Below are 17,667 nucleotides of genomic sequence, written 5' to 3' on the forward strand. Positions count from 1 at the left end.
ATTTCACTTGAAATATATGAAGAAAATATGAGTCTTTGACATGGTTGTCCAATCTTCTTTAAGTAAAGGCACAATTTCGATTGCACTAGTACATGAAGCACTGAGTGCGGCTTATGCCAAAGGCCTAAATACACAAATAATTCTAAATAAAGCAGGTATCCCCGCTGAATTACTGATGTCGCCAAAGGCACGTGTGCCTGTTACAACCTATGCCCAATTGTGGATAGAGCTTGCCAATGCCATGAACGATGAGTTTTTTGGAATGGATAGCCACCCCATGCGTCGTGGAAGCTATAAATTACTGACTAAACTCGTCAGTACGGCTGAAACTTTAGAAAAAGCACTCTACGATATTTTGAAGTTTTTTAACTTTGTTCTAGATGACATGCATGGAGAACTCATTCGAGAGCAAGACAAAGCTTATTTAGTGATTCATGATCGTGAACAGCCTAAACGCATGTTTACCTACGCAACCTTTTTAATATTAGTGCACGGACTTATGTGTTGGTTGGTAGACCAGCGAATTGGTTTAAATACTATTATGGTACGTTGTCCTAAACCTCAAGATATTCAGGACTATTTCGTTCGTTTTGGTGAAGATATTCAATTTAATGCTGAGATAAATCGAGTTGAGTTCGATGCCCACTATTTAGATATTAAAATTAAAAAAGATAAAAAAGCGCTTTATGATTTTTTAGAGCAAACTCCGCAAAATCTTTTAGTTCGCTTTAAAAATGAAAATGCCCTGAGTGTACTTATTCGTCGCCATTTATTGAAACTCCACCCTGCACAATGGCCCGAACTTAAAGATGTAGCTCACCAACTCAATATTTCAGAAGCCACCGTTCAACGTAGACTGAAACATGAAGGTGTAAGCTATCAACAAATTAAAAATGAAATCCGCTGTGATATTGCTGTTCAACGTTTAAGCAAAACGAATGACTCAATTCAAAATATTAGTGAAGATTTAAGCTTCCATGACCCAAGTGCATTTCACCGTGCTTTTAAAAAATGGACAGGTGTCAGCCCAGGTGCATATCGAGATAATTTAACTGGACACAAGCAATAACATATACATCGAATGAAGCTTAAGGCGTTAGAGTTTAAGCTTATGATATTTATGTATTTTAAATTCAATATTTCAGATAAATGCATTATTTAAAATTTGATAATAGTCATAAAAACAGTGATTTATAATTTTATTCAAACTTTTATCTTTCAAACTGATTTATAAATCAAAATAACTAAGTTCATAAGCCTCTAAACACGTGAAAGGATGATCTCCTATTTCATTTCGGTTTTATTTTTATCATGTCTTTAAAATCAAAATTTTCTCTACCAAAGACTTTGTTGGCATCAACATTGGGGTTTGTATTTGCTTCATCTGCTTTTGCAGCAATTCCGACTACACTTAAACTTGATTATGCTTACTATGCACCAACCAGTTTAATCGTTAAAGATCAAAAACTTCTCGAAAAAGCACTGCCAAATACCCAAATTAAATGGGTTTTTAGTCAAGGTAGTAACCGCTCATTAGAATATCTCAACAGTAACAGCATCGATTTTGCTTCTACCGCTGGATTAGCTGCTGTATTAAGTCGAGCGAATGGTAGTCCAATTAAAACGGTTTATGTACAAAGCCAACCGGAATGGACCGCGCTTGTTGTCGCAAAAAATTCACCAATTAAAAGCCTAAAAGATTTAAAAGGTAAAAAAATTGCAGCCACCAAAGGAACCGATCCTTTCTTATTTACACTACAAGCACTAGATACAGTCGGTTTGAGTAAACGTGATGTACAACTGGTTCATCTACAACACCCAGACGGCAAAACTGCATTAGAGCGTGGCCAAGTAGATGCTTGGGCTGGACTTGATCCATTAATGGCTTCTGCTCAAATTCAATCGGGTGCCAAATTGCTTTATCGTAATGTTGGATTTAATAGCTATAGTGTACTGAGCGTTAAAGAAGATTTTGCAAAGCAAAGCCCTGAAGCGGTAGAGGCCGTTATTAAAGCCTATGAACAAGCCCGAAAATGGGCAAAAGCCAATCCAGATAAAGTGGCAGCACTTTTAGCTCAAGAATCAAAACTTCCTCTACCTGTGGCTAAACTACAACTGAGCCGAACCAACTTCGATCAAAGCATTCCATCAGCAACTCAAGCACAAGCGCTAAAACGTTCTGGGAAAATTTTGACTGAAGAAGATTTGGTTAGAAAAGGTACTAACGTCAATCAAGTGGTTGATCAGTTGCTAGACCCACGTTTTGCTCAAAAAGTCGTGAAATAGTATATGAGTGATTCACTTAACAAAGCTGAGCTAAATCACTTCTTAGCTCAGCAGGCTTTAAAATCTGAGAAAAAGCATCTAAACCACAAATTTACACGGTGGTTTAAAGCGCTACTCATTCCACTCATCTTTTTAACGGCTTGTGAGTTTTTAGTCAGAAATGGCTATATCGATGCTTATCTACTGCCTGCACCGTCTAGTTTATGGCAATCTTTTTTAGATTTAGCTCATAGCGACCTGTTTGCCCATATTTATATTAGTACATGGCGTGTTCTGTTGGGCTTTATTATAGGAAGCGGTTTAGGTTTAATTTTTGCGATTTGGGTTGGATTAAGTAAAGAAGCAGAAGCTTATTTAGAACCAACTTTTTCAGCAATTAAATCGATCCCAAGTCTTGCTTGGATTCCCCTGTTATTGCTTTGGTTAGGAATTGACGAAGGTTCTAAAATTACATTGATTGCAATCGGAGCATTTTTTCCAACCTATACCAATACAGTTGCAGCAATTCATAATGTAGATAAAAAGCTCATTGAAGTTGGAAAAGTTTATCGGCTTAATGCTTTTCAGCGGATTATATCTATTATTTTACCGGCAGCATCTCCAGGCATTTTAACGGGTTTACGTAACAGCTTAAGTTTATCTTGGATGTTTATGATTGCAGCTGAACTGATTGCAGCCACTCAAGGGATTGGCTATTTACTCAGTGATGGCCGAGAAACGTCTCGACCAGATATTGTTATCATTGCAATTATTTTATTAGCCCTATTGGGTAAAGTAACCGATACCTTAATGAAACTTATCGAAAACTGGTTATTACGTTGGCGAGATACACTACAAAGGTAATTTTAAATCCAGCATGCCAAAGTGACTCGATCATTTTGGCCATAGTCTTGAATAGTTTTAATTTGGCTAAAACCATACTCTGTGAAAATATCTCGAACAGCTTGTCCCTGATCATAACCATGCTCTAGTACAATCCAGCCTTGCGGTTTTAACCAGTTTTTCCCTTGAGCAATAATAATTTCAATATCAGCCAGTCCCTGATGATCTGCAACCAATGCACGGCGTGGTTCTGTAGCCAAAGCTTGCATGTGTTCATCTTCAGGGTCAATGTAGGGCGGATTAGAAACAATTAAATCAAACTTTTGTGGTTCAAGTGCGTCAAACCAAGCGCCGCAGGCAAATTTCACACGTTGCAAATCATGTGCTTGTGCATTTTCTTTTGCGACTTCTAAAGTAGGCGCATAAATATCAGTTGCCGTGACTTGCCAATCTGGACGTTCACTTGCTAATGCAAGCGCAATTGCACCTGTTCCCGTTCCCAAATCAACAATATTTGCAGTATTTGGCAAATTTAGATTTAAAACAGTTTCAACTAAAACCTCAGTATCAGGTCGTGGCACTAAAGTATCAGACGTTACTTTTAAATCGAGTGTCCAAAATGGCTGTGAACCCGTCACATAAGCTAAAGGCTCACCATTTTGGATACGTTCTAGACCAGCCAAGTAATCTTGCTTTTGTTGGGCAGTTAACTCTTGCTCAAGTCTAAACTTTAATTCAAGCGAATTGATTTTTAGAAAATGCTCAAGTAACCAAGCATTTTCTTGTCGTTCATAACTGTCAGGCTCACCACGAATTGCAAGCGCTTGAGCAATATTCATTAGCCGCCATTTTCCTGTGCAAGCATCGCAAGCTGATCTGCCTGATATTCACGGTGTAAGCTATCGAGCAATTCAGTCAAATCACCTTCCATAATTGCATCTAACTTATATAAAGTTAGGTTAATACGATGGTCCGTCATACGCCCTTGTGGGTAGTTATAAGTACGGATACGTTCAGAACGGTCACCAGAACCAACCAAATCACGGCGCATCTCAGAAGTTGCTGCGTCGGCTGCTGCACGTTTTGCATTTTCTAAACGCGATACTAACAATGCCATCGCTTTAGCTTTGTTTTTATGCTGTGAACGTTCTTCTTGGCACTCAACCACTGTGCCGGTTGGAATGTGAGTAATACGCACCGCTGAATCGGTTTTGTTAATGTGCTGACCACCTGCACCAGATGCACGGTAAGTATCAATACGTAAATCTGCCGGATTAATTTCAACGTTGGTATCAACATCAATTTCAGGCAAGATCGCAACTGTACAAGCTGATGTATGCACACGACCTTGTGATTCAGTTGCTGGCACACGTTGTACACGGTGAGCACCACTTTCAAACTTTAAGCGACCATAAACGCCATCACCATCTACACGGCAAATAACTTCTTTAAAGCCACCATGCTCGCCTTCATTTTCAGAAAGGACTTCGATACGCCAGCCTTGTGTCTCGGCATATTTGCTGTACATACGGAACAAATCACCAGAGAAAATCGCAGCTTCATCACCACCTGTTCCAGCACGGATTTCTAAATAAGCCGCATTAGAGTCATTTGGATCTTTTGGAATCATCAAAATGTTGAGCTGGCTTTCTAATTCTTCAAGCAATGTTTTATTGGCTTGAATTTCTTCTTCTGCCATATCTTTAAAGTCTGGGTCAGACTTCATCATTTCAGCAGTTTCAATATCTTCTTCTGCTTGACGGTATTTGCCCCAAACTTCGGTAATTTCAGATAAATCACTATGTTCACGAGACAATTTACGGAAACGTTTGTTATCGGAGATCACTTCAGCATCTGCAAGCAATGCAGTAAGTTCTTCATGTCGATCACAGAGTTGATCAAGTCGTAAACGGAGTGACGCTTTCATAAGAGGAAATATCTCAAAAGTCCAAAAAGCTTATCGAAGGCTATGTAAGTATAGAAGATAAGCAAAATCGTAAAAATAGCGCATAGTTTACAGATTATGCTGCTTAAATGACATATATAATCAGCCAATTCATCAACTTTCCCAATAAGTAGAGGCGTATAAATATAATGATTTCGAATAAGATTTATTACTTGCCTATAATTTGGCTGTTCTGTAGAAAATAATAAGTTATATTTTCCCTCTATATGACAATCGAGGCTTTATTTAAAAACCTCTTTTGCCCCGCCTACTTATTTTAATTTTTCTAATAAGGTTTTGCCCACCAAAACAGCTGACGCCGGATTTTGTCCTGTAATAAGTTCACGGTCCACCACTACGTTTGGAGTCCATGCAATGGTATTACTTTGATACTTACCTCCAAGTGACTGTAATACAGTTTGTGGATAAGACTTCATTTCTCCACCTTTTAATAAAGCTTTAGCCTGCTCTTCCTCCTGATTACTAATCACCGTCATTCGATAATTTTTATAAATCCATTCGCCAGTTTTTACTGGTTTGCCTTGTTCGAGTTGACCAACTACTTCCGAGGCATTAGGTAAAGTAGACATTAATGCAATAGGACCATGACAGACCAACGCAGTAGGTTTACCAGCTTTATGGAAAGCTGTAAGTACTTTTCCAAGTTGTTTATCTTTTAATAGATCTTGCATAGGTGCATGCCCACCTGGAATATAAATAGCATCAAACTGACCCACACCAATTTGCTCAATACGAGATAGGCTCACAACTGGAGAATCTTGAACAGATGTTAATTTTAGATCATGCAATAAATCTGCATATTGCTTTAATGCTTTTTCATCTTGGTTAAAATACATCGCATTATTCGATGATTCATCTAAGGTTGGAGCTTTCCCTTTTGGTGTAGCGAAAGTTACTGTATGGCCTGCATCTAAAAGCATTTTTGTAGGTTGCATCAATTCATTTAAATAAAAACCAGTTTTAAAAATATGGCCTTTTTTCAGCTCTAATTGGGCTTCATCAGACAATACAACCAACACATGAGCAGCATTTGCAGTGAATGCTGCTGAAGCGGCAACTACTGCAAGCATTATTTTATTTAGAGATTTCATCATTCGACCTTCATTCCAACCATTTGCTGGCTTTATATTTTGGATGGATATATTCTATTTTTGCCAATAAGGTAGAAAAACAACCATACATACAAATCTTTTTTGCGTTTGAGGACTAAATGTCACGTCAATTTGACCATCTTGCCGATATTGAAGTGTTTTTAATTGTGGCTGAGAAGCTTTCTATTAGTGCAGCTGCAATTTATTTAGCAACAACCCCCTCAGTCATTAGTAGAACAATTACGCGGCTAGAGAAAAAACTTGGTATTCAGTTTTTCAGAAGAACAACTCGTCATTTAAGTCTGACCGAAGCAGGCCAGCTTTATTATGAAAAGATGCAACATGCATTTCAGTTAATTGACCATGCAGAGCGTGCTATTCAAGGTAAGCAACTGCTAATTTCCGGCAAAATTAAATTAAGCGTACCCACCACCTATGGACACTATCGCCTTCCAGAATTACTACAAAAATTTCTTTTGGAATATCCAGATATTCAAATAGAAGTCAGTATTTCTAATCGAAACGTCGATTTAATTGCGGAAGGATTTGATTTAGCTATTCGTCAAGGTCAGCTTCCTAGTAGCACTCTCATTGCCAGACCTTTGGAGCTTGCCCCTCTTCAACTTGTTGCTTCACCTGAATATTTAAAACGTATGGGTGTTCCTCAAACCTTGGAAGACTTAAACCATCACCAATGTATTGCCTTTGAATTACCGAGCACAGGTAAGGTCACTCAATGGTTTTTTAAAAATGGTGATAATGAAATTCAATGGATACCATCAAATCGGATTTTAGTAAAAGAAGATATTTTGGGAGTAGTTTCTCTTGCTGAAAGTGGATTAGGAATATGTCAGAGTTATAGCTTTATTGTTAATGAAAAGATCCGGCAAGGAAAATTGCAGCCCCTACTTGAGGGTTATGCAGGTCACACACGGCCCTTTTCTTTACTGTACGCACAACATAAACATATGTCGTCTGCGACAAGAGCTTTAATAAATTTTCTATGTTCTGATCGTGACTCCCCCCGTCAAAACTAAATAAAGCTTAATTTATCTATATGAGTATTAAATATTCTATTTTAATAGAAAACATACAAACCAGACACTAAACTGCAATAATCAAAAGATGGTTCTCCATATTTGGGGAGAAGTGTTTTGTTACATTTGCCGTAACAAAAGATATAGGGTCCTGCAACTAGGGACACGGAGTCAAAATGAAATTAAATGCTTGGTTATGTAGCGCTGTTCTAGCAACTTCAATGGTTACTGTGGCACATGCTGACAATACAACACATGTAGCAGCTGCTTCTGCTTTAGGTAGCGTAGCAGGTACTGCAATTGGTAAAAGCATGGGCGGTACATCTGGCGCAACAATTGGTGCTGCTTTAGGTGGTGCTGGTGGTGCAGCTGTTGCAAGTGATCGTCGTAACCGTACTGAATCTGCGATTGGCGGTGCTTTAGGTGGTGGTGCTGGTTATACGGTTGGTAAAAGCATGGGCGGCACAAATGGTGGTTATGTAGGCGCTGCTTTAGGTGCTGCGGGTGGTTCTGCTTTGGGTAATAAAATCTCTAAAGACCGTTATACAGAAAAATCTTCTAAACACTGGAAGAAAAAACACCGTCGTCATCACTAATCAAATTTGACGAACAGATATTTAAGCACCTTCGGGTGCTTTTTTATTATGAGTGATTAAAAGCTAATTTGTCGTATGCTCATGGTTTATCCACAAATTAATACAAACACTACAAACAGACACAAAACACTTGTATCACCCTTGGGGTTCTCCATAATTATCACGAAATTTTTTATTACATTTACCCCAAGATAAAGATAACTGTCCTTCCAGTAAAAAGGACATGGAGTTCTACGATGAAAATGAATATTTGGTTGGCTAGTGCATTAATTGCAACATCTTCTATGGTAACAGTTGCACATGCTGACAATGGTACACGTGTTGCTGCAACCTCTGCTTTAGGTAGTGTAGTGGGTACTGCAATTGGTAAAAGTATTGGTGGTACCTCAGGTGCAACAATCGGTGCTGCTTTAGGTGGTGCTGGTGGTGCAGCAGCAGCAAGTGATCGTCGTAATCGTACAGAAGCTGCAATTGGTGGTGCTTTAGGTGGTGGTGCTGGTTATACAGTCGGCAAAAATATGGGCGGCACCAACGGTGGATACATCGGTGCAGCAGTAGGTGCAGCTGGTGGTTCTGCATTAGGTCGTAAAGTTGCTGAAGATCGTAATTACGATGACCGTTATGACCGTGATCGTTACGATCGTGATGACCGCAGATATTACGATGGTGACCGTCGTTATTATAAAGGTGGTAGCCGTCGCCATGACAATGGCTTACACCGTGGTTGGTATAAAAACCGCTAATTCACAGATGAATCAAAAGAGCACCTTCGGGTGCTTTTTTATTTATAGCTAAAAATTAATATCGAAAAAAAACGATATACATCACACCCCATATATCGTATTATTTCGATATATCCTTATTCGAGAATATCGCATGCGATCACTTCAAGATACCAAGTTCTCCATTTTGGAACTTGCTCCTATTCGTAATGATAAAACCATCGAATTCTCATTACGTCACGCATTAGAATTGGCACAACATGCAGAAAAACTAGGTTATGAACGTTTCTGGCTTGCTGAACATCACAACATGGATGGAATCGCAAGTTCAGCTACCGCTGTCTTACTCGGTTTTATTGCAGCACATACACAGCATATTCGCTTAGGTTCAGGCGGAATTATGCTTCCTAACCATGCCCCTTTAGTTGTCGCAGAACAGTTCGGGACGCTTGCTACTTTATATCCAAATCGTATTGAACTTGGTTTAGGCCGTGCTCCCGGTACAGACCAACTCACCATGCGAGCTTTACGTCGTGGCCATCAAGAAACAGAAGATCAGTTTCCTCGAGATGTTGTCGAAATCTTAAGATATTTCGATGTACCTCAAGCAGGACAAAAAATTATTGCAACACCAGGGCAAAGCACCCATGTTCCTGTTTGGTTACTTGGATCTAGCCTATTTAGTGCACAACTCGCGGCAAAACTTGGACTTCCTTACTCATTTGCATCACATTTTGCACCACGTATGTTAGGTCAAGCGATTCAACTTTATCGGGAGAACTTTGAACCTTCTGAGTACCTAGATAAGCCGTATGTTTCAATGGGTGTGCCTGTTGTTGTTGCAGATACAGATGAAGAAGCACAATTTTTAGCAACTAGTGCTTATCAACGCGTATTAGGTTTAATCCGTGGTGAAAGCTTGAAGCTGAAACCACCAGTTGAATCAATGCAGGGATTATGGAATACAGCAGAACAACTTTCTGTCGAAAACTTTTATGCAATGGCGCAAATTGGTTCTGTAGATACGGTTCGCTCTGGCTTACAAAATTTATTAGCGACATACGATGTTGATGAATTTATTTTTACATGCGATGTATACGATACAGCTAAACGTTTAGAAAGCTTTACACAACTCATGAATGTAAAAACAGAACATTAAACTCTACTTTAAGCTCCCATACTTGAATTGATTTCGAGTATGGGATGACCATCTATCTGAAAAGACTTTACCCCAACTGCCTGCTTGGTTATTTATATTAAAACGATAAAAACATCATGATTTAAAAACCAAAAGGATTTTTGGAAAATGAGTATTAATATTAAAAATAACACTTCAAAATCAGTGATTTTTCAGAATATCTCTCAAGATTTCGAAGATTTTACTGGTCAAGTGATTTCCTCAACATCAATTAAAGAGTTTGACTTTTCACATTCATCTGTCGCGATTATTGGTACAAATCAAGATAGCGTGACTCATCTTGAAAAAATCTGCCAGCAAGCAAAATTTGTGACTGTCTTCCAAATCACCCCTCATTTTATTTTGCCCCATAGTCAGATGGGTACACATAAGTTAATTACTCACCCACTTATTATCAAAAACCGCAGGTTATTTAACAATCGTGTTAAAAGCATTCTGGCATTACGTTTTCTAGAAACCCAAGTAAACGAACCATGGCTTAAGCGTCTTTTGACTCCCAATACTGCAACCACCAAAAAAGTATTTTTTAAATCCGACAGTTATTATGCAGCACTTCAGAAACCCAACTGTAAATTGCAAACATGGCCAATTGTTAAAATTACCAATAGATCTATTCACAGCATGGATGGTATAGAACAACCCGTTGATATTATTATCAGAGCAATACCATAAAAGTAAAAAAAAGCATGGTTTTAGGCCATGCTTTTTTATTTACTCATATTTTTGCAAATTACCATGATCATCGTAATGCAAAATGATGCGCTGTTTTTCTTGCAAATCATTTAGCATGTCGGAAGTAACTGAAAATTGGGCCGCTAATAATTCTACAGAACTATTAGGTGCCTTAGCACGTCGGTCCTCACCACTAAACCTAATCCAGTTATAACTTGCCCATAAAATTAAAATAAGCGCGCTAATTCCGATCATTAATGCTAAATGTAATAAGGTCTTAACTTCTGATAAGTGGTCTATCCAGACGTAATCATAAATTAAGTGACCTTCAAAAACCCATAAAAACAGTGAAACCAACGGGAAAAGCAACCACATTAAACAAATCCAGCCAATGGTTTGTAATATATAGTTTGCTGTTTTATTTTTGACATATTCTGGCTGATCAATATATTCAGGGATATCTAAAGTCTCTATATCCTTATTTTCCTCAAGTTTCATGGGTTATCTCCACGGAAGCCTCGATCTGGACTTACCCAACGGGCACGTTTTTTTGTGTTAAATAAAGTTTTTGGTACCGCAACGACACTCGTGAACAAAGTCAGTAGCCAGAAAAATAACGGGTACCAAATCACCCAAAAGTAATTTCTAAAAAAACGCCCTCGGTCATAACGATGATCAATCCACAAACTCACTAAAAACTGGATCAAACATGTTCCGCCTAGTATTACACCGTACCACTGCGGCATAAGCGTTTTGATCTGCCATTGCTGAGGCAGTTCAACAAATAATCCAACAAAAAATAGCGTGAAGATCATGATCATCACATAAGACCAGATAATACTGACTAGCGCCTCAATCATGACCGGCCACATTCTTCGAACACGCAGTTTGAACATTTGTGGAATATATTCTATAAGAACCTCTACCCCACCTTGCGCCCAGCGAAGACGCTGTTTCCATAGACCTTTAAATGTCTCAGGCATATAGATGTAACAAAGCGCTTGTGGAATATACTGAATATCCCAATGGTCTAGCTGTAACTTCCATGAAATATCAATATCTTCGGTAATTTTATCGTCTGACCAAAACCCGACTCGAGCGAGTGCAGTTTTACGAAATGCTGCAATCACACCAGATACGGTAAAAATACGACCATATGTACGTTGTGCACGTTTAATCAAACCAATAATCGAAGAAAACTCACCAACTTGTAATTTTCCTAAAATACTAGATCGGTTTAAAATTCGTGGATTACCAGTTACAGCACCAATTCGCGGGAAGTTAATAAAAGGTTGCATTAACCAAAGTACCGCATGCGGATGCAACAACGCATCGCCATCAATACAAACAAGATATTCGTATTTACTAACCAGTACTCCCGATCTTAAAGCTACGGCCTTACCCTGATTTTCTGCTAAGTGTACAACCCGAAGTCGTGAATCTTGCGCTGACAATTCATCTAGAATTTCGGCGGTCCTATCACTACTTCCATCATTAACAGCAATGACTTCAAAATTCGGATATTTGGTTTGTAACGCATAACGAATTGTTTGGCGTACTTGCGCTTCTTCGTTAAAACACGGAATGATGATACTGCATCCTTCACCTGTCGGTTCAGGAAGCGCTTGTTCGCGGTATTCTCTTTTAAAGAAAAACCAAAGTCCCCCTACCATCCATGTCCAAGCCATCAGTAAGGGATATAAAAAGGCAAAAGCAAACAGAATATCGAGTAATACCCTCATTACTTTTTCCCCTCTACCAATCCAGCAAAAGGCTGATACATCACAGGGCTAGCATTCAGACTAAGCGGATTATATAAGTACTGATGAACATCTTTTGATTTTTCAAAGTCATAGCCATCAATACCGAATTTCTGGATTCCTACTCGCTGAATAGAAAAGAGTCCTTGCTGAACATCTTCCCAAGCATTTTTCTGCGAATTTTCTGGTAATACTAAAGTCAGCATTATTCTTTGCTTATCATTTTGATCAAGTGTATTTAAGAGCGTTAACAACTGATTAAATTGTTTTTTCTTACCAATCACATCAAACTTCAAATTGACTAAGTCATGTTGCATTAAAAGTGTTTTTATAAGCTCAGGTAGATTTTCCACATGATCTAAATCAGGTGTAAGCAATAAACTAAACTGTGCCTGATTACTCATATTTAAATAAGGTTTGACCGCTTCTTTAGTCAGTTCACTCAGTTGTTCCAGCTGTTTTGATTGTTCAATGCAACTGCTTTCTTGCACGGTTATTTTTTGCATTGCGCAATTTAAAGATGATCCTGCATTAAGCTGAACACCACTTAAATTACTGTTAAAACGCGCAATATCTTTAGCCAAATCTATAGTTAAAAATGGTCTATCTTTTCGCGGATAAGCAGGTAATTCTAATATTACAGATTGACCTGCGCGAGTTTGAGCCTGCCATAAACTACGGTTTAAAATATCTTGTTGAACAGACATTTTATCTGTAGGGAAATAGGCAACATCATATTGCCCATCTCCATCTTTGTCTTCTAAAGGCTTTAAGATTAAAGCATTGTTTTTTAAGCTATACAATTTTGATAACAACTGCCCAAGTTTTTCATCAGTTTGAGCATTTTGTTGTGCTGTCAAATGCTTTAAATCCATACTCACAAAATGACGCGATTGCTTAAATAAATCTGACTCTTCAAAGCTCAGAATATTTAACATGCCTTCTGTCAGTTGTTCGGCTGTAGGGTTATCAATGACTAAGCTACGCTTAAAAGTTGAGTCACTCACGCGATTCATACCATCACGTCCCAAACTGAATGAAAACTGGAAACCCGCCTGTTGTGCTAGCTTTTCTAACTGTTCATTCACGGCGCCATAAGGCCAAATAATTGCTTTAGGATTAACCCCTACTTCTTTTTTTAAAACTGCATAAGATTTTTTTAAATCCTGCAAAATGCGCTGTTGATATTCCGCATCGGTTTCATAACGTGATTGCGATTTTAAATAGGCATAAGAAGTAGCAGCAGGTTGCTCATTGCCTTGAGGATTGGCTAATACACCATGATGTAAATCATCGCTATGGCTTGCAAACTCGGCTAAGCCAGATGCTTGCATTTCACGAACTTGAGCCCAGTTCACCAAATTACCTTGACCATAGGCTTCATAACCCGCTTTTATATTACCATTTAACCAACTGGTTGGAAGTGCAAAAACTGCTGGGATTTTATATTGCTTAAGCAAAGGAAATACTCGGCTATAACTACTTAAAGCACCATCATCAAAGGTCAGTAGAATAGAGTTATGAGGTAATTCTTTACCTTGCTTGCGCGCCTCTTCAATGTCTTTTAGTCGAATCGGTTTCCAGTCCGACTGACTAAGCCAATCGAGAAACTGCGCCAGATTATTGGTCTGAATCGCATAAATATCACGATCACCTTCCTTGAGTACGTCATCTCGTACATCATGAAAAGTTAACGAAACCGTATGATTTTTTGGTAGTTCAGTTTCAATGCGGGCATAGGCAAATTGTACGGGTAATAATGTTGAGGCAAACACACAGCTCAACATTTTTGACATCATGTTATTCATTAAAAACGCCCTTCAAATCCGAAAATACCGTAGGTATGTTGTTCATCATGACCATCGTATGGATGGTATTGCCAACCAATTCCATAATTAAGTTGCCAAGTCCGTGAGAGCTGCCATTGATGTTGATATTGCAAAGAGTATGTTGGTCGAGCTGAGTAATCTGCTTGTTTATATAGCCCTACTCCAGCTTCAAAATGTTGTTTAAATGAGCGTTCGTACTCTCGCCAAGTGACCCAGTCATGGCTTAAATTCAACTCGGCACTGTAATGATTGCTTGGGCTAAAGTAAGCAGTCTGATCTTGGCTATTGCTGCCATAAAATCCACGAACGGTTCCGTAAGTAATATGGTGAGGCGCATCGAATAATCGCTCACGCCAAAAAGTAGAAAATTCTTGTTGTTTATTACCGTCACTTATATCGGTTAAGCCATAGCTCGCTCCAATTTGGCGTGACTCATCTTTTTGCCATGTCAAAGCAGCACGGTAAGCTTGTCCATCCTCACCAGCATCAATTGCTTGTAATGGAATATTAGCCTGACTGTCATATTGCAATTGATATTGCCAGTGGTCGTTTAACCATTGCGACCAATCAATACGAACACCTGCTTGGCCACCATCTGTACTTTGCGACAAAATTGCCGACAATGCCTTACGGTTTGCTTGCCACTCAGCACCAACCCCATAACGTTGGTCATGCACATCACCAAAACGGTATCCACCGTAACGATCTTGATGCCAAGCAAATAGACGATAATTATCTTTAATCCAAGGGCTATTAATACGAGTTTCCATTTCCCGATCTTTTAAGCCATTTTGCCCACTCACAGAATCGCTATTTTCTGCTTTACTTTGGCCCCAAGTTGTTGAGTGCGAGATAGTTGCTATATCACGATCATCCAACTCTTTTCGACTTTTAACTACACCACTATCTTCAGGATAATATTGCAAAAGACTTTCTGTGCTTTTGCGCCACTCAGGAATATTCCCTAAAGCCTGAGCATTTTGCATTTGATTAATACGCGTATCTTTAGCAACTGGCGTTAAGCCATTTAAACGAGCAATTGTTTGCTTTGCGTGTAAAGGTTTATCTCTCCAGCGCTCAACACGAGCAAGGTTGTTAATTAAACCTTCATTAGCAGGTGCAAGATCTACTTGTTTCTGAAAATGCTTTTCTGATTGACCCAAATGATTTGCATAGGCTAAATGCATGCCTTGTAAAGCAATATAATCATCACGATCAGGATGGCTTGATTTATCTACTCCTTTGGCTTGGCTATATTTATATGTAGGGATCAACCTATCAACATCATTCAAAAGTTGTTCAGCTTGCTTATATTTTTCTTGTTCAATATAAGAATAATAAAGCCCCGTATATACCGTCATATCTGAGTAGTTTTTTTCGGTAAGTAAGGTTTTAAAAGCGAGTTCAGCCTGCTTCGGTTGTCTTTCAGCTAAATAACTATCAGCAATCGCATGACGTACATAAGCCGGCAGCTTTTCTAACGGTACATTTAATTTAGTAAATTCATCTAATACCGTACGGCTACGCCCACGAAAGTCCAAAGCATACAAATAGTCATAATGAAATCTTAAATAATTAGGGTCTGACGGTTGAATCAAAGACTGTATTTGTTCACCTTGTTTCAACACAGCATCAAGCTCGGCAAAGCCTTCACTGTCCGACATGCCTTCCCGATTCAAATATTTATAGCGAGTAATTGCGTTATTTACACGTTGAGAAAACTCGCTGACTTTTAACCAGTGTTGTAACGATTCTATTTGCGTATTTTTATCGCTGGCAAGCAGCAACTGCTGAGCTTTTTTATAAGCGCCTACAGCCGCCAAGTCGTAACTATATTCTTGCAAAACCGCAAAAGATTTTGGTTGTTGTTGATAAGCTTGCTCGATTGCAGATAAAGCATCTACAGGTGAATTAATAAGTCGATATGCATAAGCAATTTGAACAAATTGATCAGCTGTAAGATTTTTACTCTTAATACCTGATAAATGCACCTTAGCATTTACAGGGTCTTTAGCCTCAGCATATAGAACCGCTAATAAAATCTGCCCATCAAATGTCTTTTGAATATTAAATTTATTCGACCAATCAATTGCATCTTTGAAGTGTTTAAAATCACGAAAATTACGTATTAATGGTAGTTGCCCATATTCTGGGAAATTCACATAATTAACATTTGCTAAATGCTGAGAAAAGGTTAATAAATCTCTTTTTTCACTTGACATGACAACTAAATAATCAGCTAGTAATTTTTGGTCATGCGGGTACTTATTTAGCAATTGTTCTAATTGCAATATTGCTTGTTGAGTTTGCCCAGTTTTGTAAGTGTGAATAGCTTGCTCTCGCAATTCATCTACTTGAGCAGCATATAAATTAAGAGGCAAGATATATACCAATGAAAAAATACATTTTTTTAGCATTTTGATAATCGGATAGTCCCATATCGAGGTGGGAAATTATAATTAAAATCAAAAACCAATCACATAACACCAAAAAAGTGTGATCTATTTAACATTTTATAAATTATGGATTTTTCATGAATGCTTTCATAAAATATTCATAAAAAATAAAGAATTATCATTTTTATGTGCAATAAAAAACATACACTTCTTTTCAATAGTGTTATTTAAATTTACAAACGAGTTTCAAAATAACTACGGGCTTATAACCAATAAGAACTATTTAATAATATTTAGTTTTATATATAAAACTTTAATTTTTCTCTGTGATATATATTAAAAAACCATTCAACTTATCTATAAATTAATATACAAAAATTGAATGGTTAAAATAAACAATTGATTAAATTAACCAATACGACGTTTTAATCCTGTCATTTGTAAAATACGAGTTGAAATCTCTTCAATCGACATTTCGGTCACGTTTAAATATTTAATGCCTTCTGAAATATAAATCCCTTCAATTGCTCTTAGCTCCATTTGGCATTGGCTAAAACTTGCATAACGGCTATTCGCTTTACGTTCACTACGAATTGCGACCAAACGCTCAGCATCAATCATCAAACCAAATAACTTGCTACGATGAGCTCTTAATACTGCTGGTAAACGGTTATCATCTAAATCTTCTTCAGTTAATGGATAGTTTGCAACGCGAATACCGAATTGAAGAGATAAGTAAATAGAAGTCGGTGTTTTACCCGAACGGGAAACTCCAATTAAGATTAAATCCGCTTTATCGTAATGACGAGTACGTGCCCCATCATCATTATCAAGCGCAAAATGAACAGCATCGATACGGGCTTTATAATATTCAGAATCGGTTACCGCATGAGTCTGCCCAACCAATGTTGTTGGTGGTGTTCCAAGCTCTTGTTCAAGTTTACTAATTAAACCTTCAAACACATCCAGATTAACCGCTTTAGCCGTATTAATAATCTCTCGCACATGCGGATCGACTAAAGTATCGAATACTAAAGGTAGGCAACCATCTTTGGTTTGGCATCGATTAATCTCAACCACCACATCCATTGCCGCCTCTTCAGTTGTAATATACGGCATGATGTGAATATCAAAATCTACATTGGGAAATTGTGCTAATAACGAATGTCCAAGAGTCTCGGCAGTAATTGCAGTTCCATCAGAAATAAAAAAAACACTCCGCTTAAATTGTTTACTTTCTGACATTAAAATTCTCCTTAAACATTTGTCTTAGTGCTATATAATCTTTATAG

The 17,667-nt window shown here is 38.1% G+C and carries 16 protein-coding genes; 8 read left to right on the top strand and 8 right to left on the bottom strand.

Translation table 11 applies throughout. The features are described 5' to 3' along the window. Positions 1-40: 40 nt before the first annotated feature. The 3 genes from ACTJJG_RS01910 (at position 41) to ACTJJG_RS01920 (ending at position 3,129) form a co-directional block, all read left to right on the top strand. Complete coding sequence (locus ACTJJG_RS01910) at positions 41-1,069, top strand: AraC family transcriptional regulator (RefSeq protein WP_032055666.1); 1,029 nt, start codon at positions 41-43, stop codon at positions 1,067-1,069. 242 nt (positions 1,070-1,311) lie between these two features. Beyond that, positions 1,312-2,286: an aliphatic sulfonate ABC transporter substrate-binding protein gene (locus ACTJJG_RS01915; protein WP_005068523.1), complete on the top strand. Its 975-nt coding sequence runs from the start codon at positions 1,312-1,314 to the stop codon at positions 2,284-2,286. A 3-nt stretch (positions 2,287-2,289) separates the two neighbouring features. Beyond that, complete coding sequence (locus tag ACTJJG_RS01920) at positions 2,290-3,129, top strand: ABC transporter permease (RefSeq protein WP_032055665.1); 840 nt, start codon at positions 2,290-2,292, stop codon at positions 3,127-3,129. A gap of 2 nt (positions 3,130-3,131) precedes the next feature. Here the strand turns inward: ACTJJG_RS01920 and prmC are convergent, their stop codons facing one another. The 3 genes from prmC to ACTJJG_RS01935 all read right to left on the bottom strand — a co-directional run bounded on the left by prmC (position 3,132) and on the right by ACTJJG_RS01935 (position 6,165). Then, the gene (prmC, locus tag ACTJJG_RS01925; RefSeq protein WP_032055663.1) at positions 3,132-3,947 is read right to left on the bottom strand and encodes a peptide chain release factor N(5)-glutamine methyltransferase; all 816 of its coding nucleotides are present in this window, start codon (positions 3,945-3,947) and stop codon (positions 3,132-3,134) included. Beyond that, the gene (gene prfA, locus ACTJJG_RS01930) at positions 3,947-5,035 is read right to left on the bottom strand and encodes a peptide chain release factor 1 (protein WP_002119588.1); all 1,089 of its coding nucleotides are present in this window, start codon (positions 5,033-5,035) and stop codon (positions 3,947-3,949) included. Before prfA ends, prmC begins: the two co-directional genes overlap by 1 nt. Before the next feature lie 290 nt (positions 5,036-5,325). Further along, positions 5,326-6,165, bottom strand: coding sequence for a type 1 glutamine amidotransferase domain-containing protein (locus ACTJJG_RS01935; protein WP_032055661.1), 840 nt, complete (start codon positions 6,163-6,165; stop codon positions 5,326-5,328). A 119-nt stretch (positions 6,166-6,284) separates the two neighbouring features. Between ACTJJG_RS01935 and ACTJJG_RS01940 the strand changes: the two genes are divergently transcribed. The 5 genes from ACTJJG_RS01940 (at position 6,285) to ACTJJG_RS01960 (ending at position 10,390) form a co-directional block, all read left to right on the top strand. After that, positions 6,285-7,202: a LysR family transcriptional regulator gene (locus ACTJJG_RS01940; protein WP_032055659.1), complete on the top strand. Its 918-nt coding sequence runs from the start codon at positions 6,285-6,287 to the stop codon at positions 7,200-7,202. Between the two features lie 176 nt (positions 7,203-7,378). After that, complete coding sequence (locus tag ACTJJG_RS01945) at positions 7,379-7,798, top strand: glycine zipper domain-containing protein (RefSeq protein WP_002119685.1); 420 nt, start codon at positions 7,379-7,381, stop codon at positions 7,796-7,798. Between the two features lie 236 nt (positions 7,799-8,034). Continuing rightward, entirely contained in the window at positions 8,035-8,541 is a 507-nt protein-coding gene (locus ACTJJG_RS01950; RefSeq protein ID WP_002119687.1) for a hypothetical protein, read from the top strand. 133 nt (positions 8,542-8,674) lie between these two features. After that, complete coding sequence (locus tag ACTJJG_RS01955) at positions 8,675-9,679, top strand: LLM class flavin-dependent oxidoreductase (RefSeq protein ID WP_032055657.1); 1,005 nt, start codon at positions 8,675-8,677, stop codon at positions 9,677-9,679. Between the two features lie 147 nt (positions 9,680-9,826). Then, positions 9,827-10,390 (top strand): hypothetical protein, encoded by a 564-nt coding sequence (locus ACTJJG_RS01960; RefSeq protein WP_032004706.1) that lies wholly within the window; start codon positions 9,827-9,829, stop codon positions 10,388-10,390. A 39-nt stretch (positions 10,391-10,429) separates the two neighbouring features. Here the strand turns inward: ACTJJG_RS01960 and pgaD are convergent, their stop codons facing one another. The 5 genes from pgaD to ppsR all read right to left on the bottom strand — a co-directional run bounded on the left by pgaD (position 10,430) and on the right by ppsR (position 17,620). Then, positions 10,430-10,888, bottom strand: coding sequence for a poly-beta-1,6-N-acetyl-D-glucosamine biosynthesis protein PgaD (gene pgaD / locus ACTJJG_RS01965; protein WP_372552757.1), 459 nt, complete (start codon positions 10,886-10,888; stop codon positions 10,430-10,432). After that, a complete protein-coding gene (gene pgaC, locus ACTJJG_RS01970) occupies positions 10,885-12,132 on the bottom strand; it encodes a poly-beta-1,6-N-acetyl-D-glucosamine synthase (RefSeq protein ID WP_032005419.1) in 1,248 nt (415 codons plus the stop codon). Before pgaC ends, pgaD begins: the two co-directional genes overlap by 4 nt. Continuing rightward, entirely contained in the window at positions 12,132-13,958 is a 1,827-nt protein-coding gene (gene pgaB / locus ACTJJG_RS01975; protein WP_032055653.1) for a poly-beta-1,6-N-acetyl-D-glucosamine N-deacetylase PgaB, read from the bottom strand. The genes pgaC and pgaB overlap by 1 nt, the downstream gene beginning before the upstream one ends. Then, positions 13,958-16,396 (bottom strand): poly-beta-1,6 N-acetyl-D-glucosamine export porin PgaA, encoded by a 2,439-nt coding sequence (pgaA, locus tag ACTJJG_RS01980; protein WP_372552758.1) that lies wholly within the window; start codon positions 16,394-16,396, stop codon positions 13,958-13,960. The genes pgaB and pgaA overlap by 1 nt, the downstream gene beginning before the upstream one ends. Positions 16,397-16,783: 387 nt before the next feature. Next, positions 16,784-17,620 (bottom strand): posphoenolpyruvate synthetase regulatory kinase/phosphorylase PpsR, encoded by an 837-nt coding sequence (ppsR, locus tag ACTJJG_RS01985; protein ID WP_002119749.1) that lies wholly within the window; start codon positions 17,618-17,620, stop codon positions 16,784-16,786. Positions 17,621-17,667: the final 47 nt, after the last annotated feature.

The organism is Acinetobacter sp. 22512 (assembly GCF_052044755.1).
GTDB lineage: Bacteria > Pseudomonadota > Gammaproteobacteria > Pseudomonadales > Moraxellaceae > Acinetobacter > Acinetobacter pittii.